General features: G+C 67.9%; 19 protein-coding genes and 1 tRNA gene. 9 read left to right on the top strand and 11 right to left on the bottom strand.

The features are described 5' to 3' along the window. Positions 1-6: 6 nt before the first annotated feature. Together rng and AC5P5W_RS05805 are read right to left on the bottom strand one after the other, a co-directional pair. The gene (gene rng / locus AC5P5W_RS05810) at positions 7-1494 is read right to left on the bottom strand and encodes a ribonuclease G (protein WP_005418079.1); all 1488 of its coding nucleotides are present in this window, start codon (positions 1492-1494) and stop codon (positions 7-9) included. Continuing rightward, positions 1487-2095: a Maf family nucleotide pyrophosphatase gene (locus tag AC5P5W_RS05805; protein ID WP_032961948.1), complete on the bottom strand. Its 609-nt coding sequence runs from the start codon at positions 2093-2095 to the stop codon at positions 1487-1489. The genes rng and AC5P5W_RS05805 overlap by 8 nt, the downstream gene beginning before the upstream one ends. 129 nt (positions 2096-2224) lie before the next feature. Here AC5P5W_RS05805 and AC5P5W_RS05800 point away from each other — a divergent pair, with 129 nt between their 5' ends. The 4 genes from AC5P5W_RS05800 (at position 2225) to AC5P5W_RS05785 (ending at position 8415) form a co-directional block, all read left to right on the top strand. Continuing rightward, positions 2225-2962 (top strand): SIMPL domain-containing protein, encoded by a 738-nt coding sequence (locus AC5P5W_RS05800; protein ID WP_049442355.1) that lies wholly within the window; start codon positions 2225-2227, stop codon positions 2960-2962. 220 nt (positions 2963-3182) lie between these two features. Then, positions 3183-3833: an energy transducer TonB gene (locus AC5P5W_RS05795; protein ID WP_197574846.1), complete on the top strand. Its 651-nt coding sequence runs from the start codon at positions 3183-3185 to the stop codon at positions 3831-3833. Positions 3834-4030: 197 nt separating this feature from the next. Beyond that, the gene (locus AC5P5W_RS05790) at positions 4031-6826 is read left to right on the top strand and encodes a TonB-dependent receptor (protein ID WP_014647941.1); all 2796 of its coding nucleotides are present in this window, start codon (positions 4031-4033) and stop codon (positions 6824-6826) included. A gap of 167 nt (positions 6827-6993) precedes the next feature. Beyond that, positions 6994-8415, top strand: a complete 1422-nt coding sequence (locus AC5P5W_RS05785; protein WP_046431885.1) for a basic amino acid/polyamine antiporter — start codon at positions 6994-6996, stop codon at positions 8413-8415. Positions 8416-8464: 49 nt separating this feature from the next. On the opposite strand, the gene AC5P5W_RS05780 is transcribed toward AC5P5W_RS05785, so the two are convergent. The 9 genes from AC5P5W_RS05780 to AC5P5W_RS05740 form a co-directional block, all read right to left on the bottom strand. Then, the gene (locus AC5P5W_RS05780) at positions 8465-9430 is read right to left on the bottom strand and encodes an alpha/beta hydrolase fold domain-containing protein (protein WP_197574848.1); all 966 of its coding nucleotides are present in this window, start codon (positions 9428-9430) and stop codon (positions 8465-8467) included. 77 nt (positions 9431-9507) lie between these two features. Then, positions 9508-9584 (bottom strand) — tRNA-Asn (locus tag AC5P5W_RS05775). A gap of 22 nt (positions 9585-9606) precedes the next feature. Further along, positions 9607-10077, bottom strand: coding sequence for a 23S rRNA (pseudouridine(1915)-N(3))-methyltransferase RlmH (gene rlmH, locus AC5P5W_RS05770; protein WP_005418108.1), 471 nt, complete (start codon positions 10075-10077; stop codon positions 9607-9609). A gap of 66 nt (positions 10078-10143) precedes the next feature. Next, positions 10144-10554: a ribosome silencing factor gene (gene rsfS / locus AC5P5W_RS05765; RefSeq protein WP_005418109.1), complete on the bottom strand. Its 411-nt coding sequence runs from the start codon at positions 10552-10554 to the stop codon at positions 10144-10146. Positions 10555-10612: 58 nt separating this feature from the next. After that, entirely contained in the window at positions 10613-11278 is a 666-nt protein-coding gene (gene nadD, locus AC5P5W_RS05760; RefSeq protein WP_014647945.1) for a nicotinate-nucleotide adenylyltransferase, read from the bottom strand. Positions 11279-11281: 3 nt separating this feature from the next. Beyond that, the gene (gene holA / locus AC5P5W_RS05755; RefSeq protein WP_032961944.1) at positions 11282-12319 is read right to left on the bottom strand and encodes a DNA polymerase III subunit delta; all 1038 of its coding nucleotides are present in this window, start codon (positions 12317-12319) and stop codon (positions 11282-11284) included. Positions 12320-12331: 12 nt separating this feature from the next. Beyond that, positions 12332-12907 carry an LPS-assembly lipoprotein LptE gene (locus AC5P5W_RS05750; protein ID WP_041863673.1) on the bottom strand — a complete coding sequence of 192 codons (576 nt, stop codon included), beginning with the start codon at positions 12905-12907 and terminating at the stop codon, positions 12332-12334. A gap of 137 nt (positions 12908-13044) precedes the next feature. After that, positions 13045-15687 carry a leucine--tRNA ligase gene (gene leuS, locus AC5P5W_RS05745; protein ID WP_197574318.1) on the bottom strand — a complete coding sequence of 881 codons (2643 nt, stop codon included), beginning with the start codon at positions 15685-15687 and terminating at the stop codon, positions 13045-13047. Between the two features lie 105 nt (positions 15688-15792). Next, positions 15793-16392 carry a DUF998 domain-containing protein gene (locus AC5P5W_RS05740; protein ID WP_046431876.1) on the bottom strand — a complete coding sequence of 200 codons (600 nt, stop codon included), beginning with the start codon at positions 16390-16392 and terminating at the stop codon, positions 15793-15795. 323 nt (positions 16393-16715) lie between these two features. Between AC5P5W_RS05740 and trxA the strand changes: the two genes are divergently transcribed. The 5 genes from trxA (at position 16716) to AC5P5W_RS05715 (ending at position 22287) form a co-directional block, all read left to right on the top strand. Then, a complete protein-coding gene (gene trxA, locus AC5P5W_RS05735) occupies positions 16716-17573 on the top strand; it encodes a thioredoxin (protein WP_014038035.1) in 858 nt (285 codons plus the stop codon). 107 nt (positions 17574-17680) lie between these two features. Beyond that, complete coding sequence (locus AC5P5W_RS05730) at positions 17681-19381, top strand: FecR family protein (RefSeq protein ID WP_142235315.1); 1701 nt, start codon at positions 17681-17683, stop codon at positions 19379-19381. Continuing rightward, complete coding sequence (locus AC5P5W_RS05725; RefSeq protein ID WP_049406215.1) at positions 19378-21003, top strand: CHASE2 domain-containing protein; 1626 nt, start codon at positions 19378-19380, stop codon at positions 21001-21003. Before AC5P5W_RS05730 ends, AC5P5W_RS05725 begins: the two co-directional genes overlap by 4 nt. 67 nt (positions 21004-21070) lie before the next feature. After that, positions 21071-21523, top strand: coding sequence for a DUF4442 domain-containing protein (locus AC5P5W_RS05720; RefSeq protein ID WP_014647953.1), 453 nt, complete (start codon positions 21071-21073; stop codon positions 21521-21523). Positions 21524-21570: 47 nt separating this feature from the next. Beyond that, positions 21571-22287 carry a hypothetical protein gene (locus AC5P5W_RS05715; protein ID WP_180834828.1) on the top strand — a complete coding sequence of 239 codons (717 nt, stop codon included), beginning with the start codon at positions 21571-21573 and terminating at the stop codon, positions 22285-22287. The last annotated feature ends 7 nt before the right edge of the window (positions 22288-22294 follow it).

Here is a 22294-nt window from a genome sequence, read left to right as displayed (position 1 = left end):
CGAGGATCAGAGCAGAACGACATCGAATTGCTCCTGCAGGTACTGCTCGTCCGCCTGGAAGCGGATGCTCTTGCCGAGGAACTCTTCCAGCTCGGCCACCGCCGAGGATTCCTCATCGGTAATTCGCGCGACCACCTTGGTCGAGGCGATCACCAGCAGGCGCGCAGCATCGAACTGGCGCACGGCACGGGTGATCTCGCGGAAGATCTCATAGGTCACCGTCTCGGTGGTCTTGATGCTGCCGCGGCCGCTGCACTGCGGGCAGGTCTCCGACAGCTGGCGCTCCAGGCTTTCCACCGTACGCTTGCGGGTCATCTCCACCAGGCCCAGCGGCGAGAAATCATAGACCGTGGTCTTGGCATGGTCGCGGGCCAGCGCCTTTTCCAGCGTGCGCAGCACCTGGCGACGATGCTCCGCATCATCCATGTCGATGAAGTCGATGATGATGATGCCGCCCAGGTTGCGCAGCCGCAGCTGCCGCGCCACCGCCTGCGCCGCTTCCAGGTTGGTGCGGAACACCGTTTCTTCCAGGTTGCGCTGGCCGAGGAACGAGCCGGTGTTGACGTCGATGGTGGTCATCGCCTCGGTCTGGTCGATCACCAGGTAGCCACCGGATTTCAGCGGCACCTGCTTGTCCAGCGCGCGGCCGATCTCGTCCTCCACGCCGAACATGTCGAAGATCGGGCGGTCACCGGAGTACAGCTCCAGCTTCTCGGCCAGCACCGGCATGTACTTGGCGACGAAGGCCTGCAGTTGGCCGAAGGTCTCCTTCGAGTCCACCTTCACCTTGTCCACGTCCTTGCGGATCAGGTCGCGCACCGACCGCAGCGGCAGGCTCAGGTCTTCATAGATGATGCTGCACGACGGCGCTTCGCGGCCGCGGCGCTCGACCACGTTCCACACGCGCGACAGGTAGGCGATGTCCTCGGCGATGGCCTCGGCCGGCTGCCCTTCGGCGTTGGTGCGCACGATGTAGCCGTAGCCGCCGTGCTGCGCCGACAACTCGGTCACCAGCGCCTTCAGGCGGGCGCGCTCGGTTTCATCCTCGATGCGCGCGGACACCCCCACCACCTTGGACTGCGGCAGCAGCACCATGTAGCGCGAGGGAATGCTGATCTGCGTGGTCAGGCGTGCACCCTTGGTGCCGATCGGGTCCTTCACCACCTGCACCACGATGTCCTGGCCGTCACGCAGCAGCTCGACGATCGGCACGCTGGCCGGCGGCGGCAGGGTCGTGTTCTCGGTGTCGGCACTGGCCACCGGGGCCGGGCGCACCACGTCGTTGGCGTGCAGGAACGCGGCGCGCTCCAGGCCGACCTCGACGAACGCGGCCTGCATGCCGGGCATGACCCGCTGCACCTTGCCCTTGTAGATGTTGCCGACCACACCCCGGCGCCAGCCGCGCTCGATGTGCAGTTCCTGCAGCATGCCGTTCTCGATCACCGCGACCCGGGTTTCGCGGGGGGTCACATTGACCAGGATTTCCTCAGACATCGGCAGCCTCCCTGGCGGCATCGGCAGTGGGGGCCGGCACGCCACAGCGCGCCAGCAGACGATCGGTATGCAGCAATGGCAGCCCCATGACGCCGGAGTAGCTGCCGGAAAGATGTTCGATCCAGCGCTCGGCCCCGCCCTGGATGGCGTAGGCCCCGGCCTTGTCCAACGGCTCGCCGGTGGCGACATAGGCGGCGATGTCGGCGGCGGCGATCGGGGCGAAGGTCACTTCGGAAATGACCAGTTCGCTGTCCAGCCCGTCGGCGCCGACCACCACCACCGCAGTCATCACCTGGTGGGTGCGCCCGGCCAGGCGCGCCAGCATCGCGCGCGCGCCGGCGGCGTCGGCCGGCTTGCCGAACACTTCACCGTCCAGCACCACCTCGGTGTCCGAGCCGAGCACCCGCGCCTGCGGGTCTTCGGCCAGCACCCGGGCCAGCCCGGCGCGCGCCTTGTCGGCGGCGACCCGGCACACATACTGTTCGGCACTCTCGGTCGCGGCGCGCTGCTCGACGACCTCCAGGTCCAGGGCCTGGAAGGGGCGTCCGAGTCGGGCCAGCAACTGGTTGCGTCGGGGGGAGCGGGAAGCAAGATAGAGCATCGGCACAGCATAACCTGAGCCCGTCACCTGAATCGTCGGCAACCCGTTACGGAACGCGTACAACCCCTTACAGGCTCACAGCGCGTTCATCGCTACGACACCACCCTCACCGCACAACAAGGAGATCCCATGCGCCTGACCGCCACCCCGCTGCTGCTCGCCCTGTCCCTCGCCCTTGGAACCTCGATGACTGCCCATGCTGCTCCGTCGTCGCCGTCGATCGCCGCCGCGGCCGAAGGCACCCTGCTGAACATTTCGGCCAACGCCGAGGCCACCCGCGTGCCGGACGTCGCCACCCTGTCGGCCGGCGTGGTCACCCAGGCCGCCGACGGCAACAGCGCCATGCGCCAGAACGCCCAGCAGATGGACAAGGTGCTGGCCGCGATCAAGGCCGCCGGCATCGCCGAGCGCGACGTGCAGACCAGCGGCGTCAGCCTCAACCCGCAGTACCGCTATGCCGACAACGAGGCGCCGAAGATCACCGGCTACCAGGCCAGCAACACGGTCAGCCTGAAGGTCCGTGACATCGCCAAGCTCGGCAAGGTGCTCGATGCGCTGGCCGCTCAGGGCGCCAACCAGATCAACGGCCCCAGCTTCGAGATCGACCAGCCGGAACCGGTCTATGACGAAGCCCGCTTGGCCGCGCTGAAGAAGGCCCAGGCCCGCGCCCAGACCTATGCCAAGTCGCTGGGCCTGCAGGTGCGCCGCATCGTCAGCATCTCCGAGAACAGCAGCGGCGGTTTCCGCCCGATGCAGATGATGCGCACCATGGCGGCCGGTGCGGCGATGGACAAGGCCACCCCGGTCGCACCGGGCGAATCGACCGTCTCGGTCAACCTGGACGTGGTGTTCGAACTGGGCCGCTGATCGCGTCCGCCGCGGTCGACGACACAGGCGGGTCCCGCAGGGGGCCCGCCTTTTTCGTGCCCTCCGCCGACACTGGCTGAAGGCCAGCCCAACGATCATGCCCCTGCCTCTAGGCAGTAGCCGTCGTGCCGCGCTACTGATGGACTGCCAGCCGCGTGCGGCAACCCCGCCACGGGCCCCTGGTGCGTTGAGGACTTCGTCACTGGCATGGAGGTGGATCATGGTTCGTACGTACCCCGTTGCATCCCTGCATTTCGACCCCGCCCGGGTGGCCGCCTGGAGCGCGGCGATCGCCCTGCACCTGCTGGCCTTCCTGTTGCTGCTCATCCCTGCGACCTACCAGGCCGTGCAGGTCCCGCGTGAAAAGACGCCGGTCCGGCTGATCGAGAAGATCCCGCCACCGCCAACGCCGCCGGTTCCGGTCACGCCCAAGGAGATCGTCCAGGTGGTGCCGAAACCGCGAACGCAGCCGGTGGTGCCGCCACTGCCCGCGCCCACCGCGACCGTGGAGGAGACCCAGGGCATCGCGTTGCCGGCCACCGAACCGGCTCCGCCGCAGCTGGCGCCCAGCATCGACACGTCCACCCCTCTGGCCGGCGCCCAGCTGCAGTACCGCAGCGCCCCGCCGCCGACCTACCCCATCCAGTCCCTGCGCAACCACGAACAGGGCACGGTGCTGTTGCGGGTGGAAGTGGACAGCCATGGCCAACCGGTCGCGGTCAGCGTCGAGCGCAGCAGCGGCTCGCGCAACCTGGACCAGGCCGCCCGCCAGCAGGTGCTCCGGCACTGGCGCTTCGAGCCTGCCCAGCGTGACGGCGTGGCAGTTCCGGCCATCGGCCTGGTACCGGTACAGTTCTCGCTGCCCGACTGAGCCCCACCACCGGCCCGGCCTCGCGCCGGGCCGGTCCCTGCCGCTGCCCGGGAAATGCGGAGAGGCCAGGGACCAAGCGTTACCGATTAAGCAAAATTTCACGACTTCGTCACCTGCAGGAAACCTAGATTGGCGCGTCCCGGTATCGATCCGGCGACAGCCCTCAACGCTACGGTTTTCCAGTTAGGAGAGAAGCTGTGAAACACCCGATCCAACGGCCCGCCAGCCGCCGCCGCAGCACCCTGGCATCGTCCATCACCCACATCCTCACCGGCGGCGCCCTGCTGCTGGCCGGCGCCGTCGCTTCCTCCTCCGCCTTCGCGCAGGAAAAGGCCACCAACCTCGACCGCATCACGGTCACCGGCTCCAACATCCCGCGCACCAACACCGAGACACCGTCGCCGGTGCAGGTGGTGACCCGCCAGGAAATCGACCGCACCGGCAAGACCTCGCTGGCCGAGTACCTGCAGACCATCACCGCCGATGGCGCCGGCTCGATTCCCAAGACCTTCGGCAACGGTTTCGCCGGCGGTGGTGCCGGCATCTCGCTGCGCGGCCTGGGCGCCGGCTCGACGCTGGTACTGTTGAACGGCCGCCGCATGGCCACCTATGGCCTGGCCGATGACGGACAGAAGGTCTTCACCGACCTCAGCACCATTCCGCTCGATGCCGTCGAGCGCGTGGAAGTCCTGAAGGACGGCGCTTCGGCGATCTACGGCTCCGATGCCATCGCTGGCGTGGTCAACATCATCCTGCGCAGCGACTTCCAGGGCGCCATCCTGCGTGGCTCCTACGGCCTGTCCGGTGACAGCGATGGCGACGCCCGGAAGGCAACCCTGACCGCCGGTACCGGCGACCTGGCCACCGATGGCTGGAACGCCTTCTTCAGCCTGGACGTTGGCAAGACCGACGCGATCAAGATCAGCGACCGCAAGAACCGCAAGTGGATCGGTACCGGTGACACCCGCCCGTGGGGCTATGACAAGACCGCCCAGTTCCTCGGCGGTGCCTACACCCGTGGTGGCACCTCCGGCGGTTCCGGCCCGAATGGCTCCTACCTCGACGCCACCGGCCATCTGGTGCCGCTGCCGGGTTGCGCCGGCCTGACCACCATCGGTGGGCAGACCCCGGCCAGCATCGCCGCCGATGGCTGCCTGTGGGATCCGGCGCAGCAGTACCGCGACCTGATTCCGGAAGAGAAGTACGTCAACGTGTTCGGTCGCGCCAGCTTCGCCTTCGGTGAAGGCGGCGAGATCTACACCGAGATCGGCTACTCGAAGAAGGAAACCATCTTCAGCAACACCCCGTCCGGCGTGTCGGGCGGCTGGGGCTATCCGGGCGGCCCGGTCAACGCCAACAGTGGCCCCGGTGCCACCGTGCTGGGCCCGAACCATCCCGACAACCCGACCCCGGGCACGGCGCGCCGCGTGCGTTACTCGGCCTGGGATGTCGGCCCGCGCGTGACCGACAACACCAATGAGTTCAACCGCTTCCTGGTCGGCATCAAGGGCAACTGGGGCGACTGGAGCTACGACACCGCCTACCTGCACTCGGGCACCGACCTGACCAACAAGCGCACCGGCTTCCTGCGCTACAGCGCCGTCCAGTGTGCACTGGGCAATGCCAACTGCGCCGGTGGCGTGTGGCGTATCGGTGATGATGCCGGCAAGAACTCGCAGGCGCTGTACGACTACATCTCGCCCACGATCAGCGCCCGCGCCAAGTCCAGCCTGGACATGTTCGACTTCACCGTCTCGCGCAGCCTGATGGACCTGAAGGGTGGTCCGCTGGGCCTGGCGATCGGTACCGAGTGGCGCAAGACCAGCAACAGCCTGACCCCGCAGACCTACACCGACCAGGGCGACATCATCGGCCTGGGCTACTCGGCCTATGACGGCACCCAGAACGTCTACGCCGGCTACGTCGAACTGTCGGCACCGGTGCTGGAACAGCTGGAACTGTCCGGCGCCCTGCGTTACGACAAGTACGAAAGCGGCGAAGGCAAGGCTACGCCGAAGCTGGGCGTGAAGTGGACCCCGGCCGACTGGATCGCCCTGCGCGCCAGCTACGCCGAAGGTTTCCGCGCGCCGAACCCGGCCGAGAACGGTGACGGTGGCCTGGCCGCCTTCTCCACTGCGGTCGACCCGGTGCGTTGCCAGATCAGCGGCGGCGCTGCCAGCGAATGTGGCGCCAATTCGGTGGCGATCATCACCAAGCCGAACAAGCTGCTGAAGCCGGAAGAGTCCAAGAGCTACTCGGTCGGCATCGTGCTGCAGCCGACTTCGACCACCTCGATGACCGTCGATGCCTGGCAGATCAAGCGTACCAACGAGATCGTGCAGGGCAGCACGGCGGCGGCGATCCTGGCCGGCAACGTGCTGCGCGACAGCAACAATCTCAATGGCGTGGCCAACAGCGGCACCATCCTGGCGGTCAACACCGGCTACGTGAATGCCAGCTCGTCGCGCGTGCGCGGTATCGATACCGATATCCGCCAGACCTTCGAGATCGGCCCGGGCCAGCTGGAGCTGGACCTGCAGTGGAGCCACATCCTGAAGTTCGAGCGCACCGAAGGCGGCGACACGGTTGATTACGTGGGTACCCACGGCAACTGCGACGTCACCAACTGCATCGGTACGCCGAAGGACAAGGTCAACTTCGGCACCACCTGGAAGCAGGGCCCGTGGAGCGTCAGCGGCATCGTCAACTACATCAGCAAGATGGACAACATCGACAGCCGTGGTGGCAGCTACCTGGCCTTCTACGCTGACGGTACGCCGGTGAAGAAGATCTCTTCGTTCACCACGATGGACCTGTCCGGTCGCTGGAGCATCAACGACTCGTTCGAACTCAACGCCTCGGTGGCCAACGTGTTCGACCGCATCGCCCCGCTCGATCCGACCACCTACGGCGCGGTGAACTACAACCCGATGCACTTCTCCGGTGCGCTGGGCCGTTACTACACCGTCGGCTTCAAGTACACGTTCAAGTAAGACCGGTTGCAGCGTCACCTTCGAAGGCCCGGGCCGTTGCCCGGGCCTTCGTCGTTTTCACGCGGGCCGGTTCCTGCAGGCTGGCGCTTGCCTGCTGACTCTTGCGGACATGTTCACGAGGACATGGCTACCGTATGCTCGCGGCATTCGCGCCGCAGGGGATCTCCATGGCCGCGACATCGCAACGGCTGGGCCTGCCCGCGTTGACTGCACTGGTAGTCGGCTCGATGGTCGGCGCCGGCATCTTTTCACTGCCGCAGAACGTCGCGCGCAGCGCCGGCCCGGCCGCCGCCTTGATCGGCTGGGCGGTCAGTGGCGCCGGCATGCTGATGCTGGCCTTCGTGTTTCAGGCCCTGGCCAATCGTCGCCCCGACCTGGATACCGGCATCTACGCCTATGCGCGCGAAGGCTTCGGCAACTACATCGGCTTCTCCGCGGCGTGGGGCTACTGGGTGGCGTCGGTGCTCGGCAACGCCAGCTTCTTCGTACTGATCTTCAGTGGCCTCGGCCACTTCGTGCCGGTCTTCGGTGAAGGCAATACACCCGCCGCCGTGGCCGCTTCATCACTGCTGCTGTGGACCGTGCACCTGCTGGTGCTGCGCGGCCTGCGCACGGCCGCCATCGTCAACGGCCTGGTGACGGTGGCCAAGCTGCTGCCCATCGCGTTGTTCCTGATCCTGGCGGCGGGCGCGTTCCGCATGGACGTGTTCCGCGCCGATTTCCTCGGTACGCCCGCACTCGGCGACCTCGGCCAGCAGCTGCGCGGCATGATGCTGGTGACCGTGTGGGTGTTCATCGGCATCGAAGGGGCCAGCATCTATTCGCGACGTGCCGCGCGCCGTGCCGACGTCGGCCGTGCCACGGTGATCGGTTTCCTCGGGGTCTGGCTGCTGCTGGTACTGGTCAGCCTGCTGTCGATGGGCGTGCTGTCGCAGGCCGAACTGGCCGGGCTGCCCAACCCGTCGATGGCCTACGTGCTGCGCGCCATCGTCGGCGAATGGGGCGCGACGGTGATCATCATCGGTTCGATCGTCTCCGTACTCGGCGCATTGCTGGCCTGGGTGCTGCTGTGCGCCGAAGTGCTGTATGCCGCCGCCGGTGATGGCACCATGCCGGCCTTCCTCGGCCGCGAGAACGCGCGTGGCGTGCCGGCCAATGCACTGTGGTTGAGCAATGGCCTGATCCAGTTGTTCCTGCTGATGGTGCTGGTCAGTTCGGGCAGCTACACCGGGCTGGTGCTGCTCGCTGCGTCGATGAGCCTGGTGCCCTACTTCCTGTCCACCGCGTTCGGCGTGCAGCTGGCCTGGCGCGGGCAGGCCTACGCCGGCGAACCAGGCGTGCGCTGGCGCGATTTCGGGGTCGCACTGCTGGCCAGCGCCTATGCGCTGTGGCTGGTGTATGCCGGCGGCCTGGACAACCTGCTGCTGTCGGTACTGCTGTACGTGCCCGGCGTGGTGTTGTTCGCTTTGACCCGGCGCCAGCGCGGCGAGCGGGTATTCACGCGCTGGGAGTGGGTACTGTTCGGCGCGATCCTGGCGGTGGCGATCGCCACGCTGGTGGCCTTCTGCAGAGGTGAGCTGGCACTGTAGAGCCGAGCCCGCGCTCGGCTTCACACATGCAGCCGAGCATGGCTCGGCTCTACAACTGGCGTTCCGCCAGCATGCCGATATCCTGCATCCAGCGCTCGGCCAGCTGCGGCCACGCCGCGACCGGTGCATCCTTAATGCGCAGCCCGAATGCGTGGCCGCCGCGTGCAAACAGATGCATTTCCACCGGCGCGCCCGCGTCCGCCAGGGCACGGTAATAGGCCAGCGATTCACGCACGTCATCGGTGCGATCGTCGGTGGCCTGCGCGATGAACGTCGGCGGCACCTTGTCATCCACGGTGATGTCCCTGACCAGCGACAATCCCTTCCCGTGCCCTGCCCACAGGTGCCCGGAATACATCACCATCGCGAAATCGGGACGGCTGGGTTGCTCATCCGCAGCATCGACCGGCGCGTAGCTGCGCAGCGCGTGCGTGCTCAGCCCCGCCACCACGTGACCACCGGCGGAAAAGCCGATCACCCCGACCCGCTTCGGATTGATGGACCAGCGCTCGGCCTGCGCGCGCAGCAGGCCCATTGCACGCTGTGCATCCTGCAGGGCCATCGGCACTTTCGGAATGTCGCGGCAGTTGCACTCGGGGTCCCAGTTCGGGCCAGAGGCTGGCACCCGGTACTTCAGCAATGCACAGGTGATGCCCTGTGCGGTCAGCCAGCCGCAGATCTCGCTGCCTTCCAGGTCCATCGCCAGCACCCGATAGCCTCCGCCAGGCACCACCATCACCGCGGTGCCGGTGGCCGGTCCCTTCGGTGGAAACACGGTGAGGGTCGGCGCAGCGACGTTCTGCAGCATCATCCAGTGTTCGCCACTGGCTTCGGAGATCACTTCGCTGACCTGCTCGGGCCCCTTCAACTTCGGCGGCGCGCTCACCGTGCCCTGCGGCCACAACGGAAGCTCGGTGGTGCCCTGTGGCGGATGCCAGGTGGAAGGCGCGGCCTTCGTTGTGGCGAACGGCACCATCGCCAGCAGCAGGAAGCTCGAGGACAGCAGCACGCGCATGATCGGCATCCATGGTTGCAGCAGCAGAGTGTAGCGACAAAAAAAAACCTGCATCTTGCGATGCAGGTTTCTCAAGGTGGCGCCCGAAGTTGGACTCGAACCAACGACCCCCTGATTAACAGTCAAGTGCTCTAACCGGCTGAGCTATTCGGGCAGACGACTAGTATAACCACTCTTCACGCGCGATGGTAGGGGTGATTGGCAATCATTGCGGCGGCCCGATACAGCTGCTCGGCCACCACCAGGCGCACCAGCATGTGCGGCAGCGTCAGCGGTCCGATCGACCACTTCTCATCGGCCAGCGCGGACACCTCCGGCGAATGCCCTTCCGGGCCACCAATCAGGAACGCCAGGTCGCGGCCCTGCCCGCGCCAATGCTCCAGGCGCTGTGCCAGCTGTTCGGAACTCAGCTGTCGTCCTGGCACATCCAGTGCCACCACATAGGCGTTCTTCGGCAGCGCGGCGATGACCCGCTTGCCTTCATCTTCAGTGGCGCGGCGCGGATCACGCCCCTTGCCGCGCAAGCCGGGCTCGATTTCCACCAGCTCGAACGGCAGCCAGTGCGACAGCCGCTTCTGGTACTCGGCGAAGCCCTGCGCGACCCAGCTGGGCGCGCGTTCACCGGTGGCGATCAGGCGGGCTTTCATCTACACGGTCCTCCAAAACGTCGACGGCGCCATCGGCGCCGTCGAAGGGATGCATCAACGTGCGGCTCAGGCCACTTCGTCGTCGCTGGACGGCGGCTGGTCGCCAACGGTCCACAGGCGCTCGAGGGCGTAGAACTCACGCACGCGCGGCAGCATCACGTGGACGATCACGTCGCCCAGATCGACCAGCACCCACTCGGCTTCGCGCTCGCCTTCAACACCCAGCGGCATCACGTCGATGTTCTTGGCGAAGCGCACGACTTCATCGGCGATCGACTTGACGTGGCGGGTCGAGGTGCCCGAAACGACGATCATGTAGTCGGCAACGCTGGACCGGCCGCGCACGTCGATCTCGACCAGGTCCTTGGCCTTCAGGTCTTCGGTGGCTTGGCGGACGCTGGCCAGCAGTTCCGGCACGGACGGCGGCGGGCTGGGCAGATCGACCTTGATGGTCTGGGGCTGGGTCTGGTTGCTCAAAGTGGATCGACTCGATAAACGTGGGGGCGATTATACGGGGATGGCACGGCGGCGCCATTCACGCCGTGGCCGGGCGGTACAGCCCGTGTGCAGCGACGTAGTCCGCGACGGCCGGCGGCAGCAGGGCGCGCCAGGGGCCACCGGCGGCGATCTGCGAGCGCACGGCGCTGGCCGATTCCTCGCGCAGCGGGTGGTGCAGGCGCAGGATGCGCCCGGCCGGGCTGGCGAACAGGGCCTGTTCGTTGTCGGCCCAGCGCCCCTGCAGGGCACGCCCCAGTTCACCGTCGATCGACGCCTGCAGCGGGCTGCCCGGCCGCTCGGCCACCACGAAGTGGGCCAGCCCGAACAGGGCCTCCCATTCGTGCCAGCCGGACAGGCCCAGCAGGCTGTCGGCGCCCACCAGCCAGGCCAGGGGCCGGCTTGGGCCCAGCTCGCCACGCAGCTCGCGCAGGGTATCGACGGTGTAGGACGGACGACCGGGATAGCGCGTGGCACGGTCCAGTTCACGACGGTCCAGCAGCAGGCCCGGCTCGTCGCCGATGGCCAGCGACAACATGGTGCAGCGCTGCTCGGCGGTGGCGCCGGGCACCGCACGGTGCGGAGGATCGCCTGCCGGCAACATGCGCACGGCCACCTGCAGTTCGTCCCGGGCGGCTCGCGCGATTGCCAGATGCCCCAGGTGCACCGGATCGAAGGTGCCCCCGTAATAGATCCGCAGGCTCATCGCTCAGGCCCGCGCCAGCAGGCGCACGGCACGCGGTTCGGCCACGGCCACCAGCAGGCGCTCCAGCGCCAGCCAGGCATCGCCGTCGGCCCGCCCCTTGGCGATGCGGTCGACCAGCCCGGCTTCGGCCACGAAGCGTTCCCAGCGCTTGCCTTCCGGGTGCCGCTGCAGCGCGCGCTTGTAGGGCGCCTGCCGTGATTCCCAGATGCCACGCGATTTCATTTCGGCGGCCAGGTTGCCGCCACGGGCCTGCACACGGGCCAGGCCGGCACCGGCCAGCAGTTCTCGGATCACGATCGGCATCAGTGCGGCCACCGCTTCGCCTTCGCCGCGCAGGCCAGCCAGCATGCGCAGTACGGCCGGCGGCTGGCCGGAGAACGTCGCCTCCACCAGCCGGAACACGTCGTAGCGGGCAGCGTCAGCCACCAGCGATTCCATCCGCTCCACATCCAGCGGCTGGCCATCGGCCAACAGCGCCAGCTTGTCGATTTCCTGGGCGGCGGCCAGCAGGTTGCCCTCCACCCGCTCGGCCAGGCGCTGCACGGCGGCCGGGTCGGCACGCAGGCCCTTGCCGCGCAGGCGGCGCTCGATCCAGTCCGGCAGTTCGTGCGGCTTGATCGCCCAGGCCACCGACAGCACGCCGATGCGGCTGACCGCCTCGGCCCACTTGCCCTGATGGGCCTTGCTCCATTCATTGGCGGTGATCATCAGCACCACGTCCGGCGCCGGATTGGCGCAGAACTGGCTGATCACTTCCGCGCCGTCCTTGCCGGGCTTGCCGCTGGGCAGGCGCACCTCGACCAGGCGGCGGGCGCTGAACAGGCTGGGCGCATTGAAGCTGGCGTCGAGCTGGTTCCAGTCGAAATCCCGCCCGTCGGCGTCGAACACTTCGCGTTCGCCGATGCCGGAAGCGCGCGCGCGCGCGCGGACGGCATCTGCCGCCTCCAGCACGCGCAGGGTTTCCGGGCCTGCGATCAGGTACACCGGCGCCAACGGGGTGTCAGCGCCCTGGCTGGCCAGCTGCTCCGGACGCAGTTCCATCGTCGCTGCCGCTCAGTGCTTGGCGTCGGCGGCCGGCACCGCACCCTCGATCGGCTTGGCCTTCGGCGCGGACAGGCTGCCGCCCTTCTCGATCTCGGCGCGGACCACGCTGTCGATACGGCGGATGATCGAGGCGGACATTTCCCGGCGCAGCTCCGTGGCCAGGATTTCGCGTTCGGTGGTGGTACCGGTGGCGTCGGTCGGCGGCGACACATAGTCGCGCGACAGTTCGATCACCTGCTGCGGCACCAGTTCGCTGCCATCCTCGCGACGGAAGATGAAGATCACCGCGTAGCGCAGGCTGTATTCCTGTGCGCGGCCCTGCGAGTCGATGGCGATCGGCAGGTCACCCCAGCGCTCGGACAGCACCTGCAACTGGGCGTTGGGTCCCTTGCTGTCCTCATCGGCCAGCTTGGCACCGGAGGCCAGCAGGCTGCGGTTGAGCAGCTTGACCAGTTCACTGTACGGGGCGGTGGAGACCACCTTCACCGGGGCAGTGTCGGTCGGCAGCATCAGCTTGTTGCGCAGATGGAAACCGCAGCCGGCGAGGCCGAGGACAAGAACGAGGGCAAGCAGGATTCGGGTCATGGAGACAGTCTGGCGGAGCCGGGCGATCACGGCAACACACAGCGTGCCCGAAGCCGCGTGAATGCAGGGCCATCAGGCGCCCGGCCCTGCTCATGGAATGGCACCGGCCACCGCGCGGGTGACCGGTGCCGGGGACATCAGGCAGCGACGATGTTCACGATCTTGCCCGGGACGATGATGATCTTGCGCACCGTCAGGCCTTCCATGAACCTGGCCGCGTTGGGCTCGGCCAGGGCCAGCGCCTCGACCTGCTCGCGCGCGGCATCGGCCGCCACCTCGATGGTGCCACGCAGCTTGCCGTTGACCTGCACCGCCAGGGTCAGCGCATCGCGCACCAGCGCGCTGCTGTCGGCCTGCGGGAACGGCTGGTCTTCCAGCAGCGTCTCGCCATGACCCAGCACCTGCCACAGGGCGTGGCTGGCATGCGGGGTGATCGGGTTGAGCAGCAGCACGATCGCCTGCAGCGCTTCCTGGCGCACCGCGCGGCCCTGCTCGCTGCCATCCTCGAACTTGGCCAGCGCGTTCATCAGCTCCATCACCGCAGCGATCGCGGTATTGAAGCTGTGGCGGCGGCCATAGTCGTCACCGACCTTGCCGATGGTTTCATGGGTCTTGCGGCGCAGCGCCTTCTGGTTGGCATCCAGCGCCGCGATATCCAGTGCCGGGGCGGCACCGTCGGCAGCGTGCTTCTGCACCTGGGCCCAGAGGCGGCGCAGGAAGCGGGCCATGCCGTCCACGCCGGCTTCGTTCCACTCCAGCGACTGTTCCGGCGGTGCGGCGAACATCGAGAACAGGCGCACGGTATCGGCGCCGTACTTGCCGACCATCGCCTGCGGGTCCACGCCGTTGTTCTTCGACTTGGACATCTTCTCGGTACCACCGACCACCACCGGCTGGCCGTCGGCGATCAGGGTGGCGCCGGTGATGCGGCCGCGCTCGTCGCGCTGCACTTCCACGTCGGCCGGGTTGATCCAGTCCTTCGAGCCGTCCGGGTTCGGGCGGTAATAGGTTTCGGCGATCACCATGCCCTGGCACAGCAGGTTGCGCGCCGGTTCGTTGCTGTCCACCATCCGCGCGTCGCGCAGCAGCTTGTGGTAGAAGCGGAAATACATCAGGTGCAGGATCGCGTGCTCGATGCCACCGATGTACTGGTCCACCGGCAGCCAGTAGTTGCCGCGCTTGTCGACCGCATCACGGGCACCCGGCGAGGTGTAGCGGGCGTAGTACCAGCTCGACTCCATGAAGGTGTCGAAGGTGTCGGTCTCGCGCTCGGCCGCGCCGCCGCAATCCGGGCAGGTGGTCTTGCGCCATTCCGGATCGGTCTTGATCGGCGAGCCGGTACCGGCGAAGGCCACGTCTTCCGGCAGCACCACCGGCAGCTGCTCTTCCGGCACCGGCACCGCGCCGCACTTGGCGCAGTAGATCACCGGAATCGGGCAACCCCAGTAGCGCTGGCGGCTCACGCCCCAGTCGCGCAGGCGGTAGTTGACGCGGCGCTGACCCTGGGCCTTGCGCTCGAAACGTTCGGCCAGGGCTTCAAAGGCGCCCTGGAAATCCAGGCCGTCGAACTCGGCCGAGTTCACCAGCTCGAACGCACGGTTCTTGTCGCTGTACCAGTCCTGCCAGCGGCTACCGTCCCAGTTGCGCTCCTCTTCGGTGCGCGCATCCTTCAGCGCGATCACCTGCTTGATCGGCAGGCCGTACTTGTTGGCCACTTCGTTGTCGCGCTGGTCATGGCCCGGAACGGCCATCACCGCGCCGGTGCCGTAGCCCATCAGCACGAAGTTGGCGACCCACACCGGCACCGGCTCGCCGGTGACCGGATGCAGCGCGCGCAGGCCGGTGTCCATGCCGCGCTTTTCCTGGGTTTCCAGTTCAGCCTCGGACACGCCACCCTGCTTCAGGTCGGCCAGCATCGCCGCCAGCTCCGGGTTGTTCTTCGCCGCATGCAGCGCCAGCGGGTGCTCGGCGGCGATCGACACGAAGGTCACGCCCATCACCGTGTCCGGGCGGGTGGTGAACACGCGCAGCGGGTCCAGCGCGCTGCCATCGACATCGCGCACATCGAACTGGATCTCCAGGCCCTCGGAACGGCCGATCCAGTTGCGCTGCATGGTCTTGACCGATTCCGGCCAGCCGTCCAGCTCGTCCAGGCCGTCCAGCAGTTCCTGGGCGTAGTCGGTGATGCGCAGGAACCATTGCGGGATCTCGCGCTTCTCCACCAGCGCACCGGAGCGCCAGCCGCGGCCGTCGATGACCTGCTCGTTGGCCAGCACGGTCTGGTCGACCGGGTCCCAGTTCACCACCGCGTTGCGGCGGTAGGCCAGGCCCTTGCGCATCAGGCGGGTGAACATGCGCTGCTCGTGGACGTAATAGTCCGGACGGCAGGTGGCGAACTCGCGCGACCAGTCGATGGCATAGCCCAGCGACTTCAGCTGGCTGCGCATGTGGTCGATGTTCTTGTAGGTCCACGCCGCCGGCGCGGTCTTGTTCTTGATCGCAGCGTTTTCCGCCGGCAGGCCGAACGCGTCCCAGCCCATCGGCTGCAGCACGTTGTGGCCGGTCATGCGCTTGTAGCGGCTGATCACGTCGCCGATCGTGTAATTGCGCACGTGGCCCATGTGCAGCGCACCGGACGGGTACGGAAGCATCGACAGGCAGTAGTACTTCGGCTTGTCCGAAGTCTCGTCGACCTCGAAGGCACGGGTGGCGTCCCAGTACTGCTGGGCGGCGGATTCAACCTGCTGCGGGTCGTAGGCGTTGGTTTCAGCGCTGGTCATGGAACACGCGGATGCGGCGGCAAAGCGGTACAGCGTACCGCAGTGCGGCAAATGGCTCCAATCCTGCCTGCCGGACGCCGGCGCCGCGGCGCTCGGGGAGGCGTCTCAGCGCGGGCGCGACAGCGGCAGGGCCGCCGCCAGCCAGACCAGCCAGCAGGCGAACGCGAGCCGTTGTGCCATCGGCGCCGGCAGTGTGCCCTGCAGGGCGAACGCCGCCAGCGCGGCCAGCACGCCGCAGCCCAGGGCCACTGCGCCCGAGGCCCGGCCATGCGCCTGGCGCAGATGGGACACGCCCAGCAGCACGGTGCCGGCGACGAAACCCAGCACCCAGATCATCCAGGCGCTGGCATGCAGCTGGCTGGCGGGCCCATGCAGGTCATCCACGTCCAGTGGCAGCAGCCCCATCGCGGCAAAGGCCAGACCGGCCAGCAGCAGCATCTGGCTGCCGACCCGTGGCGCCCAGCCAGCAGTGGCCGGCAGACTGCGGCGCAGGCGCTCAGCCACCGCCACCGCCAGCACGCCGGGCAGCACGAAACCCAGCAGATTGAAGGCCAGCGCATGCGGTACACCGCGCGCACCCAGCAGCGCCACCGGGTGGCGAGCCTGGGCATAGCCGTCCAGGCCGGCACCGAAGCCGGCCACGGCCAGGACGAATACGACTGCCGCAAGCAGCCCCAACCAACGATCAAGCCGGACCACGGACATTGCGCGCAATCACCCGGAAAGGAATGGACCACGGCATTGTCGCGGCAGCGGCGCGATGCGCCAAGCGCGGCGCATTCCAGAGCACTTCAATATCCGCCTGCTGCGCCTACCGTGATGCTCGAGGCATGGCAGTTCCGCCCTGTCGCAAGCGCGCCTCCCCATCGAAGCCTGTCGCCTCCGGCTAGTGGGTGATCCACTCGCTGCACTGCGCCCCTGCCGGCCCGCCAGCACCACTCGAGGGCGTACTCCGTGATCGCAGGGTTGAGACCGACATCGATCGTCACCATAGAATCGGTCTCCAGATGCCAAGCGATGCCTCCCCCATGACCGAGACGACCTACGTATTCGACGCCACCACTGCGACCTTCGAGGCCGAAGTCCTGCAGAAGTCGCTGCAGACGCCGGTGCTGGTCGACTTCTGGGCCACCTGGTGCGGGCCGTGCAAGACCCTGGGCCCGATGCTGGAAAAGCTGGCTGCCGAGTACAACGGCGCTTTCGAGCTGGCCAAGGTCGATGTCGACAAGGAACAGCAGATCGCGGCGGCCTTCCAGATCCGCTCGGTGCCCACCGTGTTCCTGGTCAAGGGCGGCCAGCTGGTGGACGGCTTCCCCGGCGCCATTCCGGAAGGCCAGCTGCGTGAATTCCTGGCCCAGCACGGCATCGTGCCGGCCGATGTCGGCGATGCCGCCCCTGAAGATGACGCCCCGCTGGACCCGCAGGCGCAGGTCGACGTACTGCGCGCGCAGATCGCCGCCGAGCCGGACAAGGATGAGCTGAAGCTCGACCTGGCCCTGGCCCTGCTGCAGATCGGCGGCGTGGACGAGGCCGGTACCCTGATCGACGGCCTGCCGGCCAATCTGGCCACCGACGACCGCGCCGTGCGCGCCCGTGCCCGCCTGGCCTTCGCCGCTGCGCTGAAGGATGCCCCGGCGGCCGAGGTGCTGGAGGCCCGCATCGCCGCTGATGGCAAGGATCTCAAGGCCCGCCACCTGCGCGGCGTGCAGCTGCTGCTGGGCGGGCATGACGAGGCCGCCCTGGCGCAGTTCCTGGAAATGCTGCGGATCGACCGTGGATTCGAGGAGGGCCTGCCACGCAAAGCCTTGATCGACGCCTTCAATGTGATCTCCGACGAGGACCTGGTGGGCCAGTACCGCCGCAGGATGGCGTCGCTGCTGTTCTGAACGGAAGCCCGCTCCGTTCAGAATCCCTGCACTGAACGCGGGCAATAATGCGCGCGCTGGCGGCCTTGCGGTCGCCACGATCCGTTCGGGGGGATGAGGTCGGGGCCATGGGGTCTTGCAGCTGCACCCCCGCATTGCCGGGATTGCAAACTGTGACCGTCGTCCGCTCTCTGTCGTTCGCCATGCGTTTAACGGGCGCCCTGCTCTGCGCCCTCCTCCTGCCGCCTGCCATCGCCGGCGCCCAGGACTGGAACTACCGGGTCCGGCCCGGCGACACCCTGTGGGACCTGGGGGGGCTGTACCTAAAACCCTCGGTACGCTGGCAGCAGCTGCAGCAGCACAACCGCATCGACAACCCCTACCAGTTGCCGCCGGGCCAGCTGCTGCGCTTCCCGATCAGCTGGCTGCGCACCGAACCGGCGCCGGCCCGGGTGCTGTCGGTGCGCGGCAAGGTCGAGCTGTCCGGTGCCGATGGCACGGCGACCCGTGCGCTCCAGGCCGGCGAGCAGCTGCATATCGGTGACACCGTGGAAACCGAGGGCGATTCCAGCATCACGCTGGAATTTGCCGATGCCTCGCGCCTGCAGCTGCGCGAATACTCGCGCCTGCGCCTGGACCAGCTCAGCCGCTATGGCCACACCGGCATGGTCGACACCCGCCTGCGCCTGCAGCAGGGGCGCGCCAGCAACCGGGTGACGCCGGCGCGCGGCCCGGCCTCGCGCTACATCATCGATGCGCCCACCGCGACCAGCAGCGTGCGCGGCACGGTGTTCCGGGTCAGCGCCGGGGATACCGGGCACGTCGGCGCCACCGAGGTCCTGCAGGGCAAGGTGCAGGTCGGCAACCCCCATGGCCAGCGCTTGGTACGGCCGGGGCAGTCCACCCGCAGCAGCAGCGCCGATGCGGCCCCCGCCGCGGTCTCGGCCCTGCTGCCGGCGCCGGCGCTGCGCAATGACGCGCTGCGCCTGGCGCCGCTGCCGACCCTGCTTGCCTGGGAACCGGTCACTGGCGCCGATCACTACCGGGTGGAAGTGGTGCAGGCGGCAACGCCGGAGATCCTGCTGTTCGCCACCACCACCGCCGACACCCGGTTGGCGATCGGCGACCTGCCGCCCGGCCAGCTGCGCCTGCTGTTGCGCGCGGTCGACGCACAGGGCGTCGAAGGCCTGGATGCGAGCGCCGATTTCGAGCTCAGTGACCAGCCACCGCCGCCGCTGACCGTATCGCCGCTGCATGGGCAGACGATCAACAGCGACCGCCCGCGCTTCCGCTGGAGCCGGGCCCCCGGTGCACGCAGCAGCGTGCTGCAGATCGCCGCCGAACCCAGCTTCCGGCAGCCACTGCAGGAGCAGGCTACCCATGCGACCGACCTGCGCCTGGCGCAACCGCTGCCGCCCGGACAGTACTACTGGCGCGTGGCCTCGCGCGATGCTGAAGGCCACCAGGGCCGCTATGGCCAGGCGCTGCCGCTGCAGCTGAGCAACGAGCCGGTGGACCCGGCACTGCAACCGCCCGAGGCCGCGCACGGCGAGCTCACCCTGCGCTGGCAGGCCGGCAGCGAAGGCCAGCGCTACCGGGTGCAGGTGGATCGCCGCGGTGACTTCAAGGCCCCACTGATCGATGAAACCGTGGCCCAGCCGCAGGTGAGCTTCAAGCGCCCGTGGAGCGGCACGCTGCACGTGCGCGTGCAGTACATCGACGATGACGGCCACGCCGGCGAGTTCTCTCCTGCCCAGCAGATCCCGTTGCCATGCCGCCTGTGCTACGGCGCCGGTGGCGGTGCACTGCTGCTCTGGTTGTTGTTGTGAGGCGCTCGCCGCTGCCATGGTCGAAGCGGATCCTGCTGGCCCTGCTGGCCGGCGTGCTGACCATCGTGGCCAGCCAGGGCCAATGGCTGTGGCGCCAGGACGAGGCAGCCTATGACGCACTGATCGGCAACTGGGACTACCGCCCCGACCCCAGCGTGCTGATCGTGGCCATCGACGAAGGCAGCCTGCAGCGTATCGGCCAGTGGCCCTGGCCGCGCTCGGTGCATGCCCGCCTGCTGGACCGCCTGACCGATGCCGGCGCCGAACGCGTTGCGCTGGACCTGATGCTGTCCGAACCCGACCGTCGCGACAGCCGCCAGGATGATGAGCTGGCGGCCGCGATCCGACGCAACGGCCGGGTGGTGCTGCCGGTGCTGGCGGCACCGGCGGCCGGCGACCGCATGGCCGAGGAAATGCTGCCGATCCCGCAGATCGCCGCCAGTGCCGCCGCGATCGGCCACACCGATGTCGAGGTGGATGGGGACGGCGTCGCCCGCGGCGTCTATCTGCACGCCGGTATCGGACGGCCGCACTGGCCGGCACTGGGCCTGGCACTGGCCGACCTGCCGGCGGGTGCGGTACGCGGCCTGCCCGACCCCGACCCGGCGCTGGGCTCGCCCTATCAATGGCGTCGCGATGATTACGTGCGCGTGCGCTACGCCGGCCCGCCCGAGCGGCTGCCGCAGGTGTCCTATGCGGACGTGCTCGATGGGCACGTGGATGGAGCGATGCTGCATGGCCGCCGCATCGTGGTCGGCATGACGGCCAGCGGCATCGCGCCTCGCCTGCTGACCCCGACCACCCGCGAGTTCTGGATGAGCGGCAGCGAGTACCAGGCCAACATCACCTCGATGCTGCTGCAGCACAAGCAGATCGACGTGCTGCCGCACGCCTGGCAGCACGCCATCAGTGGCGTGCTGGTGGCGCTGTGCGTGATCCTGCTCGGCCTGCGCCTGCCGTGGCTGGTCGCGCTGTGTTCGCTGCCGATGCCGCCGCTGCTGAGCTGGCTGCTGCTGCGCACCGGTGACCTGTGGTGGGCACCGGCCAGCGCGATGCTGGGCGTGGTGCTGGCACTGCTGGTCTGGGCGGTGTGGCGGATCTCGGCCTGGCACCGCCTGGCCAACCGCGATGCCCTCACCGGCCTGGGCAACCGCCTTCGCTTCGAGCAGTCACTGCAGCAGGAATGCGACGCCGCGCGGCGCAGTGGCAAGCCATTGAGCCTGGCGCTGATCGACGTCGACCACTTCAAGCGCCACAACGACCGCCATGGCCACCAGGTCGGTGACCGCGTGCTGCGTGATGTCGCCCGCCTGATCGGCGCGCATGCCCGTCGCCCGCGCGACATGGCGGCGCGCTACGGTGGCGACGAATTCGCACTGGTGCTGCCGGATACGCCGGCCGAGGGCGCGCGCCGGGTGATCGAGGACCTGATTGCCTGCGTGCGTGCACTGCCGGCGCCGGGCGATGGCAGCGATGACGGCGTCACGCTCACCATCGGGGTATTCACCCGCGTGCCCGACGGTGACCTGCAACCGCACCATTTCGTGGAAGGCGCCGACACCGCCCTTTACCAGGCCAAGGCCAACGGCCGCGACGGGTTCATGATCGACGGCGGGACGTGACTCCCGGGGTGCAACATACGCATGCGAATGGTTAGACTGGGCACCTCGCCCCGCGCCCCGGACCCGCATGAACGCCCGCCTGTTCCGCTTCGGCATCAACCTCTGGCCGCCGTTCCTGTTCACCGGCATCCACGTCACCCGGATCACGCCCGATTACCGGCAGATCGACGTGGCACTGCGACTGCGGCCGTGGAACCGCAATTACGTGGGCACGCATTTCGGCGGCAGCCTGTTCGCGATGACCGATCCATTCTGGATGCTGGGCCTGCTGCACATCCTCGGCCGTGACTATTACGTGTGGGACCGGGCCGGTGCGATCGATTTCCTCAAGCCTGGCCGGGGCACGGTGCGCACTTCGTTCCGCATCGATGATGCACTGCTGGCCGAACTGCGTGCCGAAGCGGCCGGCGGCGAAAAGGTGCTGCGCTGGTTCAGCAACGATGTCGTCGACGAAAGCGGCGAAGTGGTCGCCCAGGTACGCAAGCAGGTGTACCTGCGGTTGAAGCCGCACGCACGCTGATCCAGCACGCGCGCGCTATCCTCGGCCTCCCTGCCATGGAGGCTCCGATGCGCTCGTATGCGCTTGCCACACTGCTGACCCTGCTGTCCTTCACCGCCCACGCCCTCGACCTGCCACCGGTGCAATATCCGACGCTGCCGGCCCAGGCGGCCAATGCCGCCGGTTTCGTCCCCCAGGGCTGGGCACTTGAATCGAGTGTCGAAGGCGATCTCGACCAGGATGGCCGCGCGGACCTGGTGCTGGTGCTGCGTCAGCAGGCGCCACGCAACGTCATCGAGCACGATGGCTTGGGTCCCTCGCCGTACGACAGCAACCCGCGCATTCTCGCCGTGGCGTGGTCGCGCCCGTCCGGCTATGTGCTGGCGGTGCAGGACCACCAGCTGATACCACGCCCCTACAATCCGGTGATGAGCGACCCGCTCGAAGACGGCGGCGTCAGCATCCAGCGGGGCACCCTGAAGGTCGCACTGTTTTCATTCGCCAGCGCGGGCAGCTGGTCAATGGGCACGACCGCCTTTACCTTCCGTTGGCAGGACGATGCCTTTGCGCTGATCGGCTACGACCAGAATTCGGTGATGCGCAATTCCGGGCAGACCGAGTCGGTGAGCGTGAACTTCTCCACTGGCAGGGTAAAGCGGAGCGAAGGCAGCATCGAGGACGACAAGGACAGCGTGCACTGGGAGCCCCTGCACAGCCGCCGCCGCTGGACGCTGCAGACCATCGGTGATGGCTGGGCATTCGATCCGCTGGCGGGCAGCGACTGAGACGCTG

The sequence above is a fragment of the Stenotrophomonas sp. YJH_SMC_123 genome, from assembly GCF_059368215.1.
The sequence above is the reverse complement of the archived record's forward strand: the minus strand, read 5'-3'. Positions and strand labels throughout refer to the sequence as shown.